Source organism: uncultured Microbulbifer sp. (assembly GCF_947489355.1).
In the GTDB taxonomy this organism is placed as follows: Bacteria; Pseudomonadota; Gammaproteobacteria; order Pseudomonadales; family Cellvibrionaceae; genus Microbulbifer.
On sequence record NZ_CANLDD010000007.1, the window covers coordinates 77,019 to 97,879 of the forward strand.

13 protein-coding genes and 1 pseudogene are annotated in these 20,861 nt (G+C 58.5%); 7 read left to right on the top strand and 7 right to left on the bottom strand.

What is annotated here, in order from left to right; genetic code table 11:
• Window positions 1–415: 415 nt before the first annotated feature.
• Window positions 416–1,489 (top strand): HlyD family secretion protein, encoded by a 1,074-nt coding sequence (locus Q1A48_RS05350; protein WP_299942185.1) that lies wholly within the window; start codon window positions 416–418, stop codon window positions 1,487–1,489.
• 86 nt (window positions 1,490–1,575) lie between these two features.
• Here the strand turns inward: Q1A48_RS05350 and Q1A48_RS05355 are convergent, their stop codons facing one another.
• From Q1A48_RS05355 to Q1A48_RS05365, 3 genes are all read right to left on the bottom strand, one after another.
• Complete coding sequence (locus Q1A48_RS05355) at window positions 1,576–1,995, bottom strand: DUF2147 domain-containing protein (protein WP_299942187.1); 420 nt, start codon at window positions 1,993–1,995, stop codon at window positions 1,576–1,578.
• Window positions 1,996–2,143: 148 nt separating this feature from the next.
• Entirely contained in the window at window positions 2,144–3,610 is a 1,467-nt protein-coding gene (locus tag Q1A48_RS05360) for a protein adenylyltransferase SelO (protein WP_299942189.1), read from the bottom strand.
• A 75-nt stretch (window positions 3,611–3,685) separates the two neighbouring features.
• Entirely contained in the window at window positions 3,686–5,164 is a 1,479-nt protein-coding gene (locus Q1A48_RS05365; RefSeq protein ID WP_299942191.1) for a Ppx/GppA phosphatase family protein, read from the bottom strand.
• A 288-nt stretch (window positions 5,165–5,452) separates the two neighbouring features.
• On the opposite strand from Q1A48_RS05365, the gene ppk1 reads away from it, so the two are divergent.
• Entirely contained in the window at window positions 5,453–7,501 is a 2,049-nt protein-coding gene (ppk1, locus tag Q1A48_RS05370) for a polyphosphate kinase 1 (RefSeq protein WP_299942193.1), read from the top strand.
• Window positions 7,502–7,506: 5 nt separating this feature from the next.
• Here ppk1 and Q1A48_RS05375 read toward each other — a convergent pair whose 3' ends face one another.
• Together Q1A48_RS05375 and aceK are read right to left on the bottom strand one after the other, a co-directional pair.
• Window positions 7,507–8,007, bottom strand: a complete 501-nt coding sequence (locus tag Q1A48_RS05375) for a hypothetical protein (RefSeq protein ID WP_299942195.1) — start codon at window positions 8,005–8,007, stop codon at window positions 7,507–7,509.
• A 56-nt stretch (window positions 8,008–8,063) separates the two neighbouring features.
• Window positions 8,064–9,818, bottom strand: coding sequence for a bifunctional isocitrate dehydrogenase kinase/phosphatase (gene aceK, locus Q1A48_RS05380; protein ID WP_299942197.1), 1,755 nt, complete (start codon window positions 9,816–9,818; stop codon window positions 8,064–8,066).
• Window positions 9,819–10,005: 187 nt separating this feature from the next.
• Here aceK and Q1A48_RS05385 point away from each other — a divergent pair, with 187 nt between their 5' ends.
• Complete coding sequence (locus tag Q1A48_RS05385) at window positions 10,006–10,614, top strand: MarC family protein (RefSeq protein ID WP_299942199.1); 609 nt, start codon at window positions 10,006–10,008, stop codon at window positions 10,612–10,614.
• A gap of 102 nt (window positions 10,615–10,716) precedes the next feature.
• Here the strand turns inward: Q1A48_RS05385 and Q1A48_RS05390 are convergent, their stop codons facing one another.
• Window positions 10,717–12,654: a PhoX family phosphatase gene (locus Q1A48_RS05390; RefSeq protein ID WP_299942201.1), complete on the bottom strand. Its 1,938-nt coding sequence runs from the start codon at window positions 12,652–12,654 to the stop codon at window positions 10,717–10,719.
• Between the two features lie 257 nt (window positions 12,655–12,911).
• Here Q1A48_RS05390 and Q1A48_RS05395 point away from each other — a divergent pair, with 257 nt between their 5' ends.
• From Q1A48_RS05395 to Q1A48_RS05410, 4 genes and pseudogenes are all read left to right on the top strand, one after another.
• The gene (locus tag Q1A48_RS05395) at window positions 12,912–15,527 is read left to right on the top strand and encodes a TonB-dependent receptor (RefSeq protein WP_299942204.1); all 2,616 of its coding nucleotides are present in this window, start codon (window positions 12,912–12,914) and stop codon (window positions 15,525–15,527) included.
• Between the two features lie 192 nt (window positions 15,528–15,719).
• Complete coding sequence (locus Q1A48_RS05400) at window positions 15,720–17,663, top strand: phytase (protein WP_299942206.1); 1,944 nt, start codon at window positions 15,720–15,722, stop codon at window positions 17,661–17,663.
• Window positions 17,664–17,895: 232 nt separating this feature from the next.
• The gene (locus tag Q1A48_RS05405; protein WP_299942208.1) at window positions 17,896–18,129 is read left to right on the top strand and encodes a transposase; all 234 of its coding nucleotides are present in this window, start codon (window positions 17,896–17,898) and stop codon (window positions 18,127–18,129) included.
• A 315-nt stretch (window positions 18,130–18,444) separates the two neighbouring features.
• A pseudogene (locus tag Q1A48_RS05410) lies at window positions 18,445–18,972 on the top strand (IS5 family transposase); the annotation flags it as partial.
• Between the two features lie 10 nt (window positions 18,973–18,982).
• On the opposite strand, the gene Q1A48_RS05415 reads toward Q1A48_RS05410, so the two are convergent.
• Window positions 18,983–20,830 carry a DUF885 family protein gene (locus tag Q1A48_RS05415; RefSeq protein ID WP_299942210.1) on the bottom strand — a complete coding sequence of 616 codons (1,848 nt, stop codon included), beginning with the start codon at window positions 20,828–20,830 and terminating at the stop codon, window positions 18,983–18,985.
• Between the last annotated feature and the right edge of the window lie 31 nt (window positions 20,831–20,861).

A 20,861-nucleotide genomic window follows, 5' to 3' on the forward strand; every position in this document is an offset into this window, starting at 1 on the left:
TGAAAAGGTGGCCGCGAGAGCCGCCTTTTTTCTTGGCCCGCCATACCATTATTTCCCCCCATTGATGAAATATTAATCAGGTCTATAATGAGCCCCCCTTAAAAAGGGCAGGGCGCGTCAGGGAAAGTGGTTGTGGCCGGGATCAGACATGGGTTGCCCAGGGCCATTTGCCGGTCACTACACAATTGTTCCTGCCCGCCCGAGACCCGGGCTACGGAACCGGGGTTTGCGGCGCATGTCCGCAAACCCCTTTACGACAAATCAAGCCGTTACATGTTTGATTTGCGACCCGAGCATCCCTGTTCGGATTGGCAGGCTGCTGAAAAATGTTTTTTCTACAGCCTGTGAGAGAGGCAACAGTGGCAGTGGCAATGGAAGCGGCTGCGCAAAAATCTGACACCCGAAGAGAGTGAATGTGACTGACAAGTGGCACTTACAGCTGGGCCCTGTGGCCCTGTGGAAACTGGGCCTGGTACTGGCGGTTGTCATCCTGGCAGCCGGCTGGCGCGTATTTGGCGGTACCCAGTTGGTGGAGACCGAGCATGCCTTTGTGAAAGCGGATAAGGTTTCCCTGGCACCGGAAGTGAGCGGCATAATCACCCGGGTGCTGGTGAGTGCCAACCAGCCGGTGCGCCAGGGGCAATTGCTGATCCAGATAGATCGCACCACCTTTGAACTGGCCGTGGTGGAGGCGGAGGCGCGCCTGGCCCAGGTACGCAACGGGCTGCTGGCGCGCCGCGCCGGGTATGCCGAAGCCGATGCGGCCCTGCAGCAGGCGCGCAAAGATGCGGAATTCTACCGGCGCCAGTTGGCGCGTAATGAAAAACTCGGCCAGGCGGCTTTTTCCGAGGCGGAACTGGACAGCGCACGCCAGCAACTGGATAAGGCCGGGGCGCAGATTGCGATCAATGCCGAGAAGCTCTCCAGCCTGCGCGCAAAACTGGGCGGTGATCCGGGCATCCCATTGGAGGAACAGGCCGATCTGAAAGTGGCCCAGGCGCAGCTCGACAGGGCGCGCTTCCAGTTGTCGCGCACCCGTATGATCGCCCCGGTGGACGGCACTATTGCCAATACCCTCCCCCAGGTGGGGGAAATGGCCACGGCCGGCACCCGCCTGCTGGACATGATCGATTCCAGCGGCCTGTGGGTGGAGGCCGAGTTGGAGGAGACCGCGCTGGGTCGCGTGCGTGTAGGCCAGCAGGCGGAGGTCACCCTGGCAGCCTATCCGGATTTCCGCTGGCAGGCCCAGGTGGACAGTATGAGTCCCGCCAGCAACAGCGAATTCGCCCCGTCACCGGGGCAAAGTGCCGGTAGCCACTGGGAGAAAGTGGGACAGCGGGTGCCGGTGCGGCTGCGTCTCTACCCGCTCAAGGATGCACCGGCCCTGCGCGCAGGCATGAGCGCCAGGGTGCGCATCGATACCGGTGAAGATGACAAGGTCATAGCGGCGCGGGCCACCAGCGGGGCGCGTGGCAGGGTGGTCCTGTAGAGTGATCCTGACTGCAAGGGGCTTGGGTGTTTGCCGCTGCCAGGGCAAGGCACCGCCCCAGGGGGCGGGCCTGTGCCGCTGTCGGGCTACTGCACCCGTTGCCAGGTCTGGGTACGGTAGAGGAACCCCAGGTAACCGCGCAACTTGAGCGTATTGTCGCCTTCCAGCCAAAACTTGCAGTCGTACACTTTGCCCTTGGCGGGGTCCATAATCTTCCCGCCCGTGTACTTGTCCCCCTTCTTCACCATACCGGTGATGACATCCATGCCCACAAGCGGTTTGCCTTTCAGTTCACCGGGGCATTTTTCACAGACGGTGTCACGGGGCTCCGACAGAAGCTCTGCGATTTTGCCGTAGTATTTGCCATCCTTTTCGTAGATTTCCACAATGGACTTGGGCTGGCCGGTTTCATCGTCGATGGTGCGCCAATGGCCCACAACGTCTGCGGCACTGGCCTGCAGGGCGATCAAAAGGCTGAAAGTGACCAACAACAGGTTTCTTATCATCAGTTATTGTTCCTCTATTATTAGGTTGTGACCAGAATATTATAAAAATTCACATACTGCGACCGCCGGTACCTTGCCCTCGAAACCGTTATGCGCAAAAAATCGATCTCCGGCAGCCTTATCCGGGCAGCGCGTGGGTCACTGCGCCTCAGGAGGAGCAGCTGAGCGGGATGCGCTTGGCGGATTCCGGTGGGGCAATGGCCCAGACCTCGTGTTGCGGGTGCTCCTCGAAGGGGGACTGCAACAGCCGGCGCAGGGTCCGCAATGGATGATAGTCGCCATTTTCGGCTGCCTCGATGACCTTCTGTGCCAAATAATTGCGCAGAATGTATTTTGGGTTCGCCGCCAGCATGGCGAGGCTGCGCCTGCGGGCGTCGCTGTTTTCCCGCGCCAGACGGCTATCGTAGTGCGCCAGCCACTGTGCCAGTTCACCGTGCTGCGCGGGGGGGATCTGTTCGCGCAGTGCCGAGGCCGGCCTTTCGCCGCGGTAGCGGGCCAGGGCGCGAAAAAACAGGGCATAGTCCGCAGTGCTGTGTTGCAGCAACTGCAGCAGCGCCGCACACAGCTTGTGGTCGCTTTCCTCCTCGGTGGCCAGACCGAGTTTGGCGCGCATACGCGCGGCGTAGGCATCGGTGACCATGGGCTGAAACTGCTCCAGACAGTCGCGCAGGATTTCCACGTCCACAACAGCGGAGAGGGCATGGGCCAGGGCATTCAGGTTCCACAACACCACCCCGGGCTGCTGTGCGAAGGCGTAGCGACCGGTGTGGTCCGAGTGGTTGCAGATATATGCGGGATCGTAATCGTCCAGAAAGGCGTAGGGGCCGTAGTCGAAGGTATCGCCGATGATCGACATATTGTCGGTGTTGAGTACACCGTGGGCGAAGCCCTCCGCCTGCCAGTTGGCCACCAGTTCGGCGCTGCGTCTGGTCGTGAAGCGCAACAGCACCTCGGCCTGCCCGCCCGCGCTGAGCCCCTGGGAATCCGCGACAAAGCGCTTGCAGATTTCACCGATCAACTGTTGCAGGGCCTGCAGTTGCTTGGTGTAAAACAGGTATTCGAAGTGGCCGAAGCGCACGTGACTTTCGGCCACGCGTATCAACATGGCGCCATGTTCAATCTGCTCGCGCGTGACCGGCTCGTCGCTGCCGACAATACACAGGGCGCGGGTGGAGCGGATGCCCAGCCCGCTCAGGGCCTCCCCCGCCAAGTACTCCCGCAGGGTGGAGCGCAGCACCGCGCGACCGTCGCCAAAGCGGGAGTAGGGGGTCAGGCCGGCGCCTTTCAGGTGTAGTTCCCAGCGCCGCCCGGCCTGTTCGATCTCCCCGAGCAGCAGTGCACGGCCATCCCCCAAATCCGGGTTGTAGACCCCAAACTGATGACCGGCGTATTTCATCGCAAAGGGTTGGCTGCCCTTGAACAGTTTGGCGCCCGAGCCCAACTGGGCCCAGGCGGGGTTTGTGGCCTCTTCGGGATCAATGCCCAGCAGCCTGAGTACTGCCGGATTGGTGTCGATCAGCCTGGGGTGCCTAAACGGCGTGGGGGCGATGCGGGTGCCGAAGGCGTCACCCAGATCGGCGTAATGATGGCTGAGGGTAACTTCGCTGAGTTTCATAGTGACTGAGTGTAGGGTGGAAAGTGGTGCTGAGCCCGGTGCGCAGCCTGTGCGTATCGTCAACCCTGGGGGAAGTCATACGGCCAGCAGGCGCAGCGGATGGGGTTGCGATTGCCAGTGCTGCTCCTCCTGGTAGAGCAATTCCTCGATGGCCGGGCTGTCGTCCAGCCACAGGCGCTCGATCTGCAGGCGGTAGGCGTCACCCTGGTCGGCCAGGTTGATGCCGCGCAGAGAGCGCTCGCTGCGGTCGCGGTGGATAATACAGCCCAGGCGCAGGCACAGCAGCAGGTCCGGGCTGGGGTGGAAGCCGTAGTGTTCCCTGGGTTTTTTGATACGACCGCGTTGGTTGCGCACCAGGTAGGCCAGGTGTTCCTGCTCACTTTTGGAAAAACCCGCCATGTCGGCATGTTTGATCATATAGGCGCCGAGCTTGCGGAAGCTGCTGTGGGTCAGCGCCAGGCCCAACTCGTGTAATTGAATGGCCCAGCGCAACCGCTGCCTGCCCTCGGGTGGACAGGCCGGGCGCAACTGCTGCAGCAGCTTTTGTGCGGTATCGCTGACGCGGCGGACTTGGTTGGTATGCACCTGCCAGCGTTGCATCATTGCCCTTATGGTCTCGGTGCGGCGGTCCCCGCCGTGCAACCGCCCGGCCAGGTCATGCACGATGCCTTCGCGGATCGCGTAGGAGGAGACCGCCATGCGCTGTATGTCCAGTTCGCAGAAAATGGCGTGGAGTATCGCCAGGCCGGCGGCAAAAACCGGGCGCCGCTCCTCCTCCAGATGGGGCAGGTTCAACTCGGCGATATGTTCCACCCCGGCGACTGTGTTTGCCAACTGGTCGATGTCCCCACGCTTGATATCGGCCACTTCGCCGCCGTTGAGTACCCGGGATACGGCCTTGATGGTGCCGGAGCAGCCAATCACCTCGGCTTCGGCGGCCATGTGCTGTAATTCCTGCAATTTCGCGCGCGCCGCCCGCTGTGCCCGATGGAAATGGTTGACGGAGTACCTGCCGATAATGCCATCGGCAAAATAGCGCTTGCTGTAAACCACACAACCCATATACAGGCTCTGCAGTTGCTCCGGCGCTTCGCAGGCGCGCACCAGTTCGGTGGAGCCGCCGCCAACATCGATAATGCAACGCTGCCGTGGCGGCTCATCCGCGGCGGCCATCACACCGGTATAAATCAGGCGAGCCTCCTCAATGCCACTGATAATTTCCACCGGCGCGCCGAGGATGGACTCCGCCTCCTCGAGGAAGGCGTCCGCACTGGCCGCCGCGGCGCGTAAAGTATTGGTACCCACCACGCGGATATGGTCCGAGGGCAGCTTTTCCAGTACCGGCCGGAAGCGTTTGAGTGCCGCCAGGGCGCGTTTGGAAACCACCGGGTCCAGGTGGCGTTTCGCATCCAGGCCCTCGGCGAGCCGCACCATGGCGTGGTCCGTATGCAGGCGCAGCATGCGCTGGCCGCGGAATTCCGCCAGCAGCAGGTGAAAGCTGTTGGAACCCAGGTCGAGGGCGGCGTAGCGTTCTATCGGAGTCTGCATTGGCATCCCGGCTCCCACGTGAATTGAGACGGTAAACTGCTCTACTATTAACGGTATAACCCTGTGCTCAAGATAGGCGTCCCCGGCCATTGGGAAACCGGCCTTTGAGGTCGGGGGTCAGCTTTTGTGGCATTCCCCGTATCCGGGTGTGCAGCGCAGCCGGTCGGCAGTCACCGGTTCTGTAGCGCACATCGGGTTGTAACGGGTCCATAGCCGCCGGGTTTGGCCCGGTTGCCACTCCCCCGGGGCAGATGGAAATTCACAGGAAGCCGAGTGTATTTTCGCAGATCGCCCATGCCTAATGATATACCCCTCTACCCGAAAGAATTGAGTTGGTTGTCATTCAACGAGCGGGTATTGCAGGAAGTGGAGGATGAAAGCGTGCCCATTATCGAACGGGTGCGCTTTTTGGGGATTTTTTCCAATAACCTGGATGAATTTTTTCGCGTGCGCGTTGCGGATGTGCGCCGCCTCGCGGCTTTTGCCAGAGGAGAACAGCAGAAAAAGCACTTTGCCAAGTTGCTCGGGCAGATTAACGAACGGGTATTGCGCCTGCAGAGGCGCTACGCCCGCGCTTATGCCAAGGTGCTGGCAGGTTTGGGTAAAGAGGATATTCATGTGGTGAAAGAGAGCAAATTAACGCAGCGGCAGCGAAAATTTGTGGAGGACTATTTTCACCGGGAGGTACTGCCGGAACTGGAGCCGTTTTTTATCGATGACCGCGAAACCATGCCCCTGCTCAATGAGGCGCGTATCTACTTTGCGATCCAACTGCAGTTGAAAGACGGTTCGCTGCGCTGTGCAGCGATGGATATTCCCACCAATACACTGTCCCGCTTTGTCTTGATCCCCCCGCGCGAGGGCAGGCGCGAACAGGTCTATATCGTACTCGACAATATTATTCGCGCTTGCCTGATGGAGGTATTTCGCGATGTCCTGCCCATTCGCTCGGCGCGTGCGTATATGTTCAAAATCAGCCGGGATGCGGAGCTGGAACTGGGCGAGCAGATTACCCAGAATCTTGTCGACCGCATGGAGAAATCCCTCAAGCGGCGCAGGCGGGCCGATCCGGTGCGCCTGGCCTACGATGCGGAAATGCCGCAAACGCTGCTGAACCTGGTGAAGGAAAAACTGAAGATGGGGCGCTACGATACCTACACGCCGGGAGGGCGTTACCACAATTCCAAGGATCTGATGAAATTTCCCGCGGGTGCTGCCCGCCACAATTACAAACCTCTGGTACCGCTGCCGACCCTACCCTGCGGCGAGAGCGCCTTCTCCCATATACGCCGTGCCGACCGCCTCTATTACTACCCCTATCACGATTTTCGCGCAATCTCCAACTTGCTGGCTTCCGCCGCCATCGATCCCCAGGTACGTGAAATTCGCATTAATCTCTACCGGGTGGCAAAAAACTCCCAGGTGGTTGCTGCCCTGATCAATGCGGTGCGCAATAACAAAAAGGTGGTTGCGGTTGTGGAATTGCGCGCACGTTTTGATGAACTGGCCAATATCCACTGGTCAGAGGAACTGCGCGATGCCGGGGTCGAGGTGGTCTACGGGGTGCCCGGCTTAAAGGTGCACTGCAAACTGATCTCGATTATCCGGCGGGAAGAGGGGCAGACGCGATATTACAGTCATTTGGGCACGGGCAATTTCAACGAGAATACCGCGCGCATCTACTGTGACTTCAGCCTGCTCACCAGCAACCAGGCACTGGGGCGGGATGTCTACAACGTGTTTGAATTGATCCGTTCCACCCGGCGCCGTCCGGTATTTCAGCATATTGCGGTTTCACCGCTCACGAATCGCGCGGCCCTGATGCAGGCGATCGACAGGGAGATAGAGGCGGCAGCCCAGGGGCGCCGTGCCGAGCTGTTTTTCAAGTGCAACAACCTGGTGGACAGCCAGATGGTAGAGCGCCTCTACCGCGCCGGCGCTGCCGGGGTCAAGGTTCGCATTATCGTGCGCAGCATGTGCACGCTGGTCTGTGAAACCCCGGGGCTCTCGGAGAATATCCAGGTGATCAGCCTGGTGGACAAATTCCTGGAGCACGCGCGGGTGTATATTTTCCACAATGGGGGGGAGGAGTTGATATGGATGTCATCGGCGGACCTGATGACACGCAATCTGGATCACCGGGTCGAGGTGACCTTCCCCATCATCCAGAGCGTGCATCGCGGCATAGTGCGCAAAATCCTCGAGCTGCAATGGAGTGACAACCAGAAGGCGCGGATTCTGGATGCGGGGCAGAGCAACCGGCGTCTGGCCAGTAACACACCGCGGGGATGCCGCGCCCAGGATGCGATTTATCGCTATCTGAAACAGCACAGCACCGCCTGAGCCCCTCAGTCCGGGCTAAAGCCCACCAGTTGTCCGCGGCTAAAAGAGAAGCGATAGCGCTGCCCCACCTGCAGTTGTTCGCTGCAGGGAGATTGAATGGTCATGCGCGGATAGTGCGGTGTGATCGCCCAGGTCTGGAAGTCGTCGCCGGGCCCGCGGCCGATCAGCCAGTAGTAATCCCCGTTGTTGCAGAAGGCCTGCGGGGCACAGCGTTCTCCCCCCCACACGTAGGCGTTGACATCATACTGCACAGGCAGGCCGGGGTTTTCCCGAAAAGGTCTGCGCAGGTTGCTGGTAAAGAGGTAGAGATCGTCAAAGGGAATCGGGGGGAATCCCCGTGCGGGGGTTGTACAGCTGACAACCTGGGGTTTGCCGGTGATTCGCGTATGGGCTGGGGGCACCTTTTCCTTGCCCGCAATGGCCATTTCGCTGGGGAAGTAACCACAGCCGCTGGCGGATAGCAGGGCCAGGGCCACAGGGGTTGCACCCCATGCACGAATACGCACGCATCACCTGTTCAAGTAGCGGAGACCTTCTACCAATATAGCTATTTATTACCCAGCTACTGTCTGTGTGCAGACGCCGGGGAGCGGCGGCGAAAGCGCCACTTGCGCCGGTAGGGGAATGCGCTCTCCACATGGCCGGCGTGTATGCGATCCTGAAGCCGCTTCCAGTAACGGTAGTCGTAGAGATCACTGTGAAGCTTCTCGAAGGCGGCGCGCGCGGTGGGATTGCCGGAGAAAAACAGGCGGAACTCCTCGGGGAATACGTCCGCGTCATCTACCGTATACCAGGGCTTGTCCGCCAGTTCCTGCTCGGCGGTTTGCGCCTCGGGAATCTTGCGAAAGTGGCACTCGGTCAGAGGGCACAGCTCGTCGTAATCGTAGAAAACCACACGGCCGTGTCGGGTGACCCCAAAATTTTTCAGGAGCATATCGCCGGGGAAGATATTGGCGGCGGCCAGTTGCTTGATGGCGTTGCCGTACTCCTCCATGGCTTCGCGGGTTTCCTCTTTGCTGGCGCTTTGCAAATACAGATTGAGCGGCTCCATGCGCCGCTCTACATAGAGATGCCTGATAATGACCCACTTGTCGGTGATCAACAGCTTGGAGGGTGCAAGATTTTGTAGTTCCTGCAGCAACGCCTCACTGAAGCGGTTGCGGTAGAAAATAAAGTTGGTGTATTCCTGGGTGTCCGCCATGCGCCCGACCCGGTCGGAGCGGGATACGAACTTGTATTGTTCGCGGACAATTTTTTCAGTGACGGTTTTTGGTCGGTCGAAGTGGTCCTTAATCACTTTAAATACCACCGGGTAAGAGGGCAGGGTAAACACACTCATCACCATGCCCTTGATGCCCGGCGCAATCACAAATTGATCGTTGCTCACTTTCATATGGGCGAGAATATGCCGGTAGAACTCTGTCTTGCCGTGTTTGTGGAAGCCGATCGAATTATACAGTTCGGACCTTTCCTTCAGGGGCATAATTGTGGAGAGAAAGCGCACGAAACGGGAGGGAATGGGCGCGTCCACCATAAAGTAAGAGCGGGTAAAGCTGAAGATGATACTGGCGGAATCGTTACTGTGCAGCAGGGTGTCGACAAAGACGCCGCCGCGGCCATTGTTCAGACAGGGCAGAATTATGGGCACCACTTCACCGTGAAAGATCATACGCCCGACCAGGTAGGCGGCTTTGTTGCGATAGAACACCGACTCCAGCATGTCCACACGCAGTTGTTTCGCGCTCTCCAGATTGGCCAGTGGCACCGAGCGCAGAGCGGCACAGATATTCTCCACATCGCGCGGCAGATTTTCCCAGGGGACGGAGAAACCGAAGTCCGTGAGGATCTCTCCCACCATCTGTTCGAGACCATCGCGGGCGCTGTAGCTGATATAGATACTGTAATCCCTGAGGGGCTTGTCGTCGGGGGTGCGCGAGGGTTTCACAAAAATATTACTGTCGTGAATATGGGCGTGGTCGAACTGGCTGCAAAAGACCGAGTTAAAGAAGGTTTCGGCGATTTCGTAATTGCTGTGACTGGCGATCAACTGCGCGTAGGTGGCGCGGGCATCCCGCCATAGCGCCAGGTGGCTGGTGTCTTTGCTGGTGACGGAGTGCACCAGTCTTAACACCTGGTTGACCTTGGTTTTATACAGGTCGATGCGCGCTTTGCTGACCTGTCGCACCGCCTGCCAGGCAGCGGTTTCGAAGCGCGCCTTGGCGCCCAGGGTGATGTTCTGAAAATCTGCAAAGTACGCATCGAAGCCATTCAGGATGGTTTTGGCGATGCGGCGGGCGGTCGGTGAGTGGTTGGTCATACACTAGACTTTGGTTCTGGGGCACAGGGTATCAACCCGGCCATCAAACCCGTCTTCCGGGATTTGTTTGATGGCCACCTCTGAAATACTGGCGCAATTTCGTACCGTTGTTGTTTGGGATCTGATGTCGGCCTGCGATCTGCACTGGAGCGCGAAAGGATAGTAGCACGGTACGCCGGGGTAACAATTGAACGATTGGATCAACAGCTTTGTCATTTTCTTCGCAGTGATCGACCCGGTGGGTACACTGCCGGTATTTATTGCGGTTACCGCCGGACACGCCGAATGGAAAAAGCGCAGGATCGCTTGTCTGGCAGTGCTGGTTGCCACCGCTATTCTGTTGTTCTTTTTGATTGCGGGTCAGTTTTTACTGGAGGCCATGGGGGTGCCGCTGTCCGCTTTTGAGGTTGCCGGTGGCACTGTGCTGTTCCTGTTTGCCCTCACCATGATTTTTGGCGAAAGCAAGCCCGAACAGGAGATGGAATTTGTGCGGGAGGGCCATGAAACGGCCATATTTCCCCTGGCGGTGCCCTCGATTGCTTCACCCGGGGCAATGCTCGCGGCCGTTGTTCTGACAGACAATAATCGCTTCAATGTGATGCATCAATTGAAAGCCGCGTCGGCAATGCTGGCTGTATTGCTGATCGTGCTGGTGCTCATACTGATGGCCAAGTGGGTGTACCGTTTAATTGGACCTGCCGGTGCCAGTATTGTCAGCCGGGTAATGGGGCTTATTTTGGCCTCGGTGGCAACAACGAATGTATTGCTGGGGATTCAGCAGTTCTTCTCAATCTGATTTGTAGCGCTTCTATCGGGATGGGGGTATCGGTAGACACCCACCGCTGTAAAACTCAACACTTAACAGGATCTCCAGGCTCTGTGGAGGGCGGAGCAGACCCTAGCTGCCCACCTCCCTGCCATCGACCCGGTAGATGGCCAGTACCGACGGGCGTGGCGGGGACTGCGGGTCGTTATCTGGCCAGCGGTGCAGGGGGTTGTCATAGGTGGAACTGCGCCCTTGCGCGGGGTGTTGTACAGACACAAACAGGGTTTTGCCATCGGGTGTAAATTCCGGGCCACAGGCTTCGGCACCCCGCGGGCATCCAAAAAAGTGCTTTGGCGCGGCGCGCAGGGGGCCCTCGGTGGCCATGGCCCAGAGACCGTCGTGAAAACCAAAGCGCTCGCAACCATCGGTGGCTATCCACATATTGCCGCGGGGGTCGAAGGCGACATTGTCCGGATTGGCAAACCAGCCGTGGGGAGAGATGCTGTCGCTGGACTGCTGGCCATAGGCACCCCGCTCGGCGGGGTCCCCGGCATTGGGATCGCCTCCGAGTAAAAAGTGCTGCCACTGGAAATGATCGCTTGTGTGGTCGCGGTGACCTGTGGTCCCCGGCGGTGCAATTTCCAGGACGTGGCCGCGGGTATTGCGCGCGCGGGGGTTGGCGGCATCGATATCGCTTTTGCGACGCTGTTTGTTTTTGGTCAGCATCACGTAGGTGCAGTCATTATGGGGGTTGGTCTCCACGTCCTCGGGGCGATCCATGGGGGTGGCGCCCAGTAGAGCCGCGGCGCGGCGTGCATCGATCAGAACATCGGCCTGGTTGCGAAACCCGTTCCTTTCTGTGAGCGGCCCCTGCCCATAGCGCAGCGCCAGCCACTCCCCCTGGCCATTGTCTGCAAACCTTGCGGCGTAGAGTGTGCCTTCGGTCAGCAGTTCCCGGTTGCCGGCATGGTCTTCGGGCCGATAGATGCCCCGGGAGATAAAGCGGTAGACAAACTGGTGTTCGTCATCGTCGCCACCGTAGGCCACCACCGCCTGGCCAGGCTTGCACACTAGGGTAAATCCCTCGTGCTCAAAGCGCCCCAGTGCTGTGAGCTTGCGCGGTCTGGAGGCTGGATTGTAGGGGTTGTATTCCACCATCCAGCCAAAGCGGTTGGGTTCGTTGGGCTCCACCTGGATATCGAAGCGGCGATCATAGTTCCCCCAGTTGCGGTTCGAGGGGGTGATACCAAAGTTGCGATGATTGCGCGCCTCGCGGGGGTCTTCTATTTTTTCGGGGTCCCCTTGAAAGGCACTGCCAAATCCCTCTTCCGCGATCAGTACTGTCCCCCAGGGGGTTTTGCCGCCCGCGCAGTTGCCGATGGTGCCCAGCACCTGTCTGCCAGTGGGGTCTTCTGCCGTGCGCAGTCGCTTGTCCCCCGCGGCCGGGCCGCTGATGTCCATTGCCGTGGTTGCGGTAATTCGCCGGTTGTAGGGACTGCTTAATTGTATCTGCCAGCCATCCGGGCCGCGCTCGATTTCCACGACCGAGTGACCGCAGGCGGCCTGCTCCACCGCTACATGCGCGCCACTGACACCGCGAGTGGCGCTGTATGCGTCATTGTAGCCGGAAAACATCAGGTGGGGCTGGGTGTATTCGTGATTGACACACAACAGGCCGCGATCGCTGTTGCGGCTCTGGGCGTGCATATCCCCCCGGTTCGAAGGGGCATTCGGAGCCAGCGGCATAAAAGCGATGAAATCATTGTTGTAGCCAAAACGCTGTTGCTGGCTTTTGCTGTCCAGGCTTTCCGGGCGAAAAGGTGCGTCTGTCTCAAGGATGGCATCCCCCCAGCGCAGTAGTATGTCGGCGCGGTAACCCTCAGGCAGGTGGTGTTCGGAATCCAGGGTGTGTGGAATTTCCGTAAAAGAGAGGTTATCCCTGCGGCTTTTTTTATCCTTGCTGCTGCAGCCGGGCAACAGCATGAGTTTGCCGGCAGCCCCGGCAGCCGCTGCGCTACCCAGGGTTTTCAGCAGGGTGCGTCGCGGGGGTTGATTGGGTTCCTGGCTCACATTTTGCTCCGATAAAGGACGTTGATGGGTGTGATCCGTCGTCTTGATGGATCTCCGCGGTACTGAGCGGGCACCGGGCTGTACCCACTCTATAGCAAACGCTAGTCCACGCACGCTTCAGCTTTTCATAGGGAGATTAGCGATCAAATTTGAAGGATTAATGACACCTTAAAAAAAACGTCACGCAACAGTCATAGTCACCGCTTAGTCTGCGCAGCGCTTAAAGACGCCACCGGCAAAGTGGGAGTGGGGATGTGATGAAATATAAAAGCCAGTGTTTGCGGCGGCTGGACATGCCTTTGATGGCGCTCGCTGCTGCCTTTAGTGCGGCAGGTGCGATTGCGCAGCAAGACGGACCACAGGCCATGGAGACGGTAGTGGTTACTGCCCAGGCCAGCAATGCACGCAGTGATATGGAACGTCAACGGGACGCCAATAAACTGGTGGCGGTGCAGACATCCGATGCGATCGGTGAACTGCCGGATGCGAATGTGACCGAGGCACTGCAGAGAATGCCCGGTGTATTTATTGCCCGCGATCAGGGCGAAGGCCGCTTTGTGGGCGTGCGCGGAATAGATCCCAACCTGAATGCTGCGACGATCAATGGGATAAGCCTGCCTGCACCGGAAACCGATAGCCGTGCCGTGGCTCTGGATGTTATCCCCTCGGATTTGCTCGCCACCCTGGAAGTCTTTAAGACCCTGACCCCGGATATGAGTGCCGATTCGATTGGTGGGGCCATCGAAATCAAGAGCCTCAATGCCCTGGATTACGAAGACAGCCGATACAAGTTCAGTGCCGAGAACAGCTACAGCAGCCTGCAGGAAGAAAACAGCCCCAAACTTGCCGCGAGCATGACTCGGGTATTTGCTTTGCCCAGTGACAGAAGGCTGGGTGTGGCCCTGGCCGTCAGCCAGCAAAAACGCCATTTCGGCTCGGAGAATATCGAAACCGATGGCCGCTGGGAGCGCTTTAGCGCAGTGGATGGCAGCACCGGTATCGGTGCCAGTGAGATTGAGCAGCGCGACTACACAATCACGCGGGAGCGCACCGGCGTTGCGGCCAATTTTGATCTGGATCTCGGCAATGAGGCCAGCCTCTACCTGCACAGTCTGTATTCAGACTTCTCAGACGAGGAAATCCGCCAGCGCAATGCCTGGAAACTGGATGCGGAGCGGGATGCGCCGGAAAGTATCTCGGATAATTCGGTAGAGTGGGAGGAGGCAGCGCTGGAAAAATCCCTCAAGGATCGTCGGGAACAACAGGAAATTCTCTCTGTGGTTTTCGGTGGCGAGCACTATTTTGACCTTTGGAATTTCTCCTATGCCCTGGGATACTCTCACGCAGAGGAATCGGAGCCCCACCGCCGCGATACCACTTTTATTCTAAAACCACTGCGCCTGGGATACGTGGAAGCCGGTAAAACCCCGCGTATGGCCGTGGGCAGTGAAGGGCTGGAGAAAGTGCTGGACCCGGCCAGCTACCAGCTGGATGAACTGGTCATCGAGGACAATCACACCGAGGACGGGGAACTGAGCCTGCGCCTGGATTTCAGTCGTGAACTCGAATGGGCCGGCAATCCGTCCACCGTACAGTTTGGCCTGCACGAGCGTCAGCGGAAAAAGCAAGGGGACTTGAACGCGACGGTCTACGAGAGTTTCGCAGGCGATTACACTCTGGCTGACTTTGTCCGCAACGACATTGATTACCATCTGGATACTTTTGGTCCGGGCATCAATGCCGGCAGCCTCAATCGTTTTATCAACGCCAATCTCGCCGACTTTGCGCTGGATAAAGCCGAAACTGCACTGTCTTCTGCGCGCGATTACACCATGCGCGAGGATATCAGTGCGCTCTATGTTATGAATACGGTGGATTTGCAGCGATCCCAATGGGTCTTTGGGGTGCGCTATGAGTATACAGACTTCACTGCCGAGGGTGTGCGGGTGGTTGAGTCGGAGGAGCCCATTCCCCAGGCCGAGCTTATTGCCGAAGGGGTCTATGCCAGTGGAGTCGAGTACCGGCGTGACTATGGGCTGTTTTTCCCCAGTGTCAATTTCAGATACGACTACAACGACAACATCGTACTCCGTGCGGCTTATGGCGAGTCCCTGTCGCGACCCTCGTTTGGTTACCTGAACCCCTCTCCAGCCAAAATCGAGTACGATGAGGGCGAGTTGAAAGTGGAAGCGGGCAACCCCGGCCTGCAACCTTACCAATCCCGCAATCTGGATTTCTCCGCCGAGTACTACGCCGATCAGTTGGGTATGTTTTCTGTAGGCCTGTTTCACAAGCACATAGACCATTTTATTGTCCTGTCCGATGCATCCAGCACAGCGGATTTCCGTCAGTATGTGGGGACTCTGCCGGTGGAGGAAGCGGAAGTCCTGCAGCCCATGAATGGCGACAACGCCCGTATCGGTGGCGTTGAGCTGGCCTGGACCAGGGGCTTTGACAATGGCTTTTTGCTGCGCGCCAACGCCACCTTGACGGATTCTCATGCGCGCCTTGGCCTGGGGGCGGACAGGCAGCGCGGTGACAGCATCTCCCTGCCCTCGCAGGCAGATGTGGTGGGCAACTTTGTCGTGGGTTACGAGCGCGATGCATTCAGCCTGCGTTTGTCCGCCGCTTTCCGCGGTGAACGCCTGTTGGAAGTGGATCTTGAAAACGCGGCAGGTGATCGCTATGAGGATGATCACCTGCAGCTGGATTTTTCCGCCCGCTACCGTTTTGACAACGGTCTGCAGTTGACCTTCACCGGAGTGAATCTCACCGATGAACCCTATTATGTGCACAGTGCCGGTTTCAATGGGCAATATGAAGAGTATGGTCCCACCTATGCACTGGGCCTGAGCTATAGCAGCTTTTATTGATCCAACAGGTATTTTGGGGCCTGTTTGCCGCCAGTCGCCCATCAATCCCGGTGCAACTGTCCCGGGCCCTATTCAGTGGCAATCTCAGCGATTGCCACTGGTGAAAGCCGGTTGTGGCAGGGCGGGCTTTAAGCACACCCGGTGAACCAGTTGGGATTTTGTTGTTTTGTCTTTATTGATTTGATGTCTGATATGAAAAGAACGTGTTTTTGTACTGCAGGTATACTGCTGGGCGCTCTTCTGAGCGGTTGTGATGGTACATCCGATACCCCTTTACAGGGGGAGAAAAAACTGCCGAGGCAGGAAATTGCTCTGGGCGCTATTAAAGCGGAGCAGATGGTGCCGGTGCAGCTTGACGGCCGGCAACGCCTTCTCTTGGCCAGTGAGCGCCGTGGACTGCTTTTGCTGGATTGGGGTGGTGACACCCTGGCGGCACAAGCGGGCAACCTGGAGCAACTGGCCGCGCAGGAACAGGCAGATGGCAGTGTACTGGTGGCCGCTTACAGCGATGCGCAGGCACAAATAAGCCTGTACAGGATACGCCAGCCCTCTTCCGGCGAAGGTCCGGCGATCCAATACCTCGGCAGCCGCTCCGACTTGCCCCCGCAAAGTGCTCTGTGTTTTTCCCGCCAGGGGAATCACACCCAACTGTTCGCCATCGGAGAAGACGGTCTGGGGCACGAGTATCTGATCAAGCCGGGCATCCGGCAGTGGGCATTGATTGAGGTGCGCTCGCTGTACTTCGGTGAGCAGGTCAATGCCTGTGCGGTGGATGTGATCACCCAGCGCCTGCTGATATCCCAGCCCCCCCTTGGCGTGATCAGCCTGAATGCCGATGCTGAAAAGGATGAGGAACGCAAGTTATTGATATCGACCGCGCAGCTTGGTGAGGATTTTGGCGGCTTGTGGGTAGAGCCTGCCACTAACCATATGTGGCTGGCTGCAGGTGATCAGTTGCAGCGCTACGACCTGCAGGCCGCGGACGCTGGACCCCAGTGGCGTATTCATATTGCGCAGGCACACAACCCGGTTTCCCTTGCGCTGCTGGATGGATCACTGCTGGTGCTGGATAACGACAGGGATGCCCTGTTGTATTTTGATGCATCGCCGCCGCTATCGGGGCTGCGGGAAGCGCCCTCGGGAACCGGTGTAGTCGCTGCGCGTATTCCCGCTCGGGCCCAGACACAGCCCGTGGTATCCGCCGGTGATGCCGCCGATGATCCGGCAATCTGGGTCAACCCCGAAGCGCCGGAAAACAGCCTGATTTTTGGCACCGATAAAAAAAGGGGCCTGAATGTCTACGATTTATCCGGCAGACTGGTTCAGCACTTTGCGGTGGGACGTGTGAACAATGTGGATATACGCCCTATAACGCACCCCCGCTATCGCGCCCTCGCGGCCGCATCCAACCGCACAACACCGGGTGTCGATCTGTTCGCCATTGACAGGAGCGGGCGAGTGGAACATCTGGGCCTGCGTTCAGTTAGCCTGCAAGATCCCTATGGTCTGTGCCTCTACCGGAATGGCAATGACCTCCTGGCCTGGGTTTCCGATAAAGTAGGTGCCCTGCACCAGATGAAAATCCAGGTGCCCGAGGATGGTCAAAACTGGCAGCTGCACCAGAGTGCCCGACTGGATGTCGGCAGCCAGGTGGAAGGCTGCGTGGTGGACGACGAAAACGCACGGCTGTTCTTTGGCGAGGAGGATCTCGGGGTATGGCGGCTGGACCTGGACGCCTTTGATGCCGGTGGTGCGCGACCGCAGTTGGTGGCGGAAGCGGACGAAGAAAACCTGGTTGCGGATGTGGAAGGTCTGGGATTATACAGGGCGGGCGATAGCGGCTACCTGGTCGTTTCCAGCCAGGGCAATGACAGCTATGCATTGTACAGTCGCGATGGCAACGAATTTATTGGCAATTTCCGCCTGGGTCCGAATATCCACGCGGGCATAGATGCCAGCTCGGAAACCGACGGCTTGGCAGTAACCAGTGCCAATCTGGGCGCCGAATATCCGCAGGGATTGTTGGTTGTTCAGGACGGTCGTAACCGTATGCCCGATGCGGCACAGAATTTCAAACTGGTATCCTGGCAGGATATTCGTGAAGCGCTGGCGCTGCCAGATACCAATGAACCTTGAAGCCTGATACTGAGCTGTGTTGCCCTTCAGTGCCCCTCGATACGGTGTTTTGCACAAAGCGGAATTTCACGGGATAGGGCAATACAGTACAGGCCGACAGCACAGAGAATGCAAAGCTGTCTCGGATAGGTTCAGTCCGACACGCCTTTAGAGGCGCTTGGTTGGCCACTTTTGGCAGGCTGAACTATCCGGACTTACCTGTATCCGGGGGGATACCGCGGAAGTATGAACGGTGGCGCAAGGTAGTGCTCTGGAGAAAGAAAAGCCACCCATTTTTGGCATGATCCAGCGGGGTGGCCAGGTTGCGATACGCATGCTTGCAAATGTTAAACAAGCAACGATTCGACCGTTAGTTGAGGCCACTATCGCTCCGGGCACTTTGGTTTACACAGATGAATACAACATTTATGACCGATTGGAAGAGTGGGGTTACGAACACAAGTCTGTTTGCCACAGTGTTGGCTAGTATGCTCGGGACGAAGATGGTGACGGTTTTCATGAAGTTTATGTGAATACTATAGAGGGTTTCTGGTCTTTGTTGCGGTCCTGGTTACGCTTCCATCGAGGGATATCACACGAGAGACTTCCTCTGTATCTGAGTTTCTGCACAATATTAAGCGCAGAGGAAAGGCTGCTATTTCAGGTTTGCTTAACCTACTGCTGGGCTAACTCCCTGGAATCCATAAAGAGCCACAAGTTTTTAAAAAACGGCGCCTCTGGTAAGCGCTGAGCAAAAAATTTTTGAACCTGTTTTTTTTAAAGCAAAGCTACGGATTCAGGAATATTTCAAGCGCTGGTAGTAGATCCGGACATGGAATGGGCTTTCATTGATGGGAGTTACGCTAAAGCGCACCAACACAGTAGCGGTGCTGCTAGTAATCAGGATGAGGCGATAGGGAAAAGTCGGGCGGGGAACACAAGCAGGACCCATTTAGCGGTTGACGCCTACGGGCTTCCGGTTGCATTTGAAGTTACGGGTGGTCAAGTAAATGACTGCACGCAAGCTCCAAGCTTGATCGCCAAGATTGAGGGTGTCGAAACAATTGTCGCGGACAAAGGTTATGATGGCGAGGGTCTACGGAAGCAGATTGCGCAACAGGGTGCCAAGGCAGTGATTCCTAGAAGGCGCAATTCCGTGGAAGGCAACGCGGATTTGGATAGGCGGCTCTACAGAAATTGGTATATGGTAGAGAGTGCTTTTGCACGATTGAAACACCCGCGCGCGATTGCCTCACGTTTCGACAAGCTTAATAGTTGCTATCAAAGCACAGTAGCTATGGCTTGTGCCTTCCCATGGCTATCTATGTGAAAGACAGCCCCTAGCCTGCGGGTGGCGGTGGGGCCTCCGCGGTTGTGTGGGCGGATGGAGCGCCCTGGCTGTCAATCCAGTTGTCCATACGGGCTTCAAGGATATTGAGGGGCAGGGCGCCGGCGCCCAGCAGCGTATCGTGGAAGCGGCGGATATCGAAGTTGCTGCCGAAGCCTTGTTCCGCTTTCGCCCGCAGTGCCCGAATTTTTAGCTGCCCCAGCTTGTAGGCCAGGGCCTGGCCGGGCCACACCAGGTAGCGGTCGATTTCCACGGTAACATCGTGCAGGGGTTTGGCACTGTTTTCCATAAAGTAGGCAATGGCCTGTTCGCGGTGCCAGCCCAGCTGGTGCATCCCGGTATCCACCACCAGGCGCACTGCGCGCCACATATCGTAGGTCAGGGCACCGAACTCACTGTAAGGGTCCTGGTACAGCCCCAGATCGTAGCCGAGGCTCTCGGAGTAGAGGCCCCAGCCCTCCACAAAGGCCGTGTACAGGGCCAGGCGGCGCAGGGGGTGAATCTCGCTCTGTTCCTGGGCCAGGGCGATCTGCAGGTGGTGGCCGGGCATGGCCTCGTGCACGGTGAGGGCCTCCATCTCCCACTTGGGGCGGCTGGGCAGATTGTAGGTATTGGCGAAGAAGATCCCCGCGCGGCCGGCCTCGCTGGAGCCCGGCTGGTAGTAGGCCGTGGTTTGCGACTGCTCGGAATAGCCGGGGATGGGTTCAACCCCGTAGGGCAGGCGCGGCAGGGTACCGAACAGGGCTGGCAGCTTGCCGTCGATGCGCTTGGCGATGGCGCGGTAATCCCGCAGCAGCGCTTCGCGACTGCTGTGATAGAACTGCGCATCTGTGCGCAGGAATTCGGTAAACGCCTTGAAGTCGCCCTGGAAACCGGTCTTGCGGATGATCTTCTCCATCTCCCCGCGGATGCGCTTGACCTCCGCCAGGCCGATGCGGTGTATCTCCTCGGGGCTCAGATCCGTGGTGGTGTTCTGGCGGACTTTATGGGCATACCAGCGCGATCCGTCGGGACGACTGGAGAGGGCAATGTCCACCTGTGCTGCGGGGATATACTCGCGTTCCACAAACCCGGCCAGATCCCGCCAGGCCGGCACCAGCTGCTCGCTGTAGAGAGCGTAGGCACGCTGTTGTAGGCTGCGCTGCCGGGCGGCGGGCATGTCGCCGGGCATTTCCGCGAAAGCTTTGAGCAGCGGGCTTTGTTGTGGGGATGCGGGGATCAGGGCGCGGATCTGGCGGGACAGGTCGCGCAGGGTGATTTGTGGCGGCGTCACCTGCTGTTTGAGCCCCAGGCGCATCAGCGCCTGGGTTTGCGCCACCAGTGCGGGGAGCTTTTGCAGGCGCGCCAACAGGGTGTCGTAGTCCGCAGCGGTGCGGCGGGGCATGCTGTTGAGCACCGCCGGCACACTGCGCTGGATACCGCTCATGTGGGTGAGCGGCTGCAGGTGATCCGGGAACTGGAAACCCTTCACTGCGCCGAGCAGATCCTGGTACAGCAGCTGGTAGTCGAGCTGCTGTGCTGCGGGCAGGGCGCTTGTGTCGATATTGCGGGTGGCGCCCAGCAGGCGCCGGGTCTGCGCCTGGCGCCGCTCAATACCGGCGATCGAATTGTCCACCCAGCGGTCATTCTGGCCGGGGTAGCCTTCGTAGGTGGCCTGGCTGGGGAAGCTTTCCATCAGCCAGCGGTAGCGCAGGTCCTGCAGGGCAATCAGTCGCTCGGAGGCGCTCTCGGTGGGCAGGGCTTCGAAGGCGCGCCCGAAGGCTTCCCGATCCATGGCGGTGGCACTGTAACTGACGAGCAGGCCCAAGGATAAGACAAGGGCTTTCCTGAAGAATGACATTTCCCCTCCCATACAATGCGGAATCCGCTGT

Excerpts from the sequence above, each read along its gene's own strand:
- Q1A48_RS05365 (WP_299942191.1), bottom strand. The coding sequence starts at position 5,164 with ATGCCAATGCAGACTCCGATAGAACGCTACGCCGCCCTCGACCTGGGT.
- Q1A48_RS05355 (WP_299942187.1), bottom strand. The coding sequence starts at position 1,995 with ATGATAAGAAACCTGTTGTTGGTCACTTTCAGCCTTTTGATCGCCCTG.
- Q1A48_RS05415 (WP_299942210.1), bottom strand. The coding sequence starts at position 20,830 with ATGTCATTCTTCAGGAAAGCCCTTGTCTTATCCTTGGGCCTGCTCGTC.
- Q1A48_RS05395 (WP_299942204.1), top strand. The coding sequence starts at position 12,912 with ATGAAATATAAAAGCCAGTGTTTGCGGCGGCTGGACATGCCTTTGATG.
- ppk1 (WP_299942193.1), top strand. The coding sequence starts at position 5,453 with ATGCCTAATGATATACCCCTCTACCCGAAAGAATTGAGTTGGTTGTCA.
- aceK (WP_299942197.1), bottom strand. The coding sequence starts at position 9,818 with ATGACCAACCACTCACCGACCGCCCGCCGCATCGCCAAAACCATCCTG.
- Q1A48_RS05360 (WP_299942189.1), bottom strand. The coding sequence starts at position 3,610 with ATGAAACTCAGCGAAGTTACCCTCAGCCATCATTACGCCGATCTGGGT.
- Q1A48_RS05400 (WP_299942206.1), top strand. The coding sequence starts at position 15,720 with ATGAAAAGAACGTGTTTTTGTACTGCAGGTATACTGCTGGGCGCTCTT.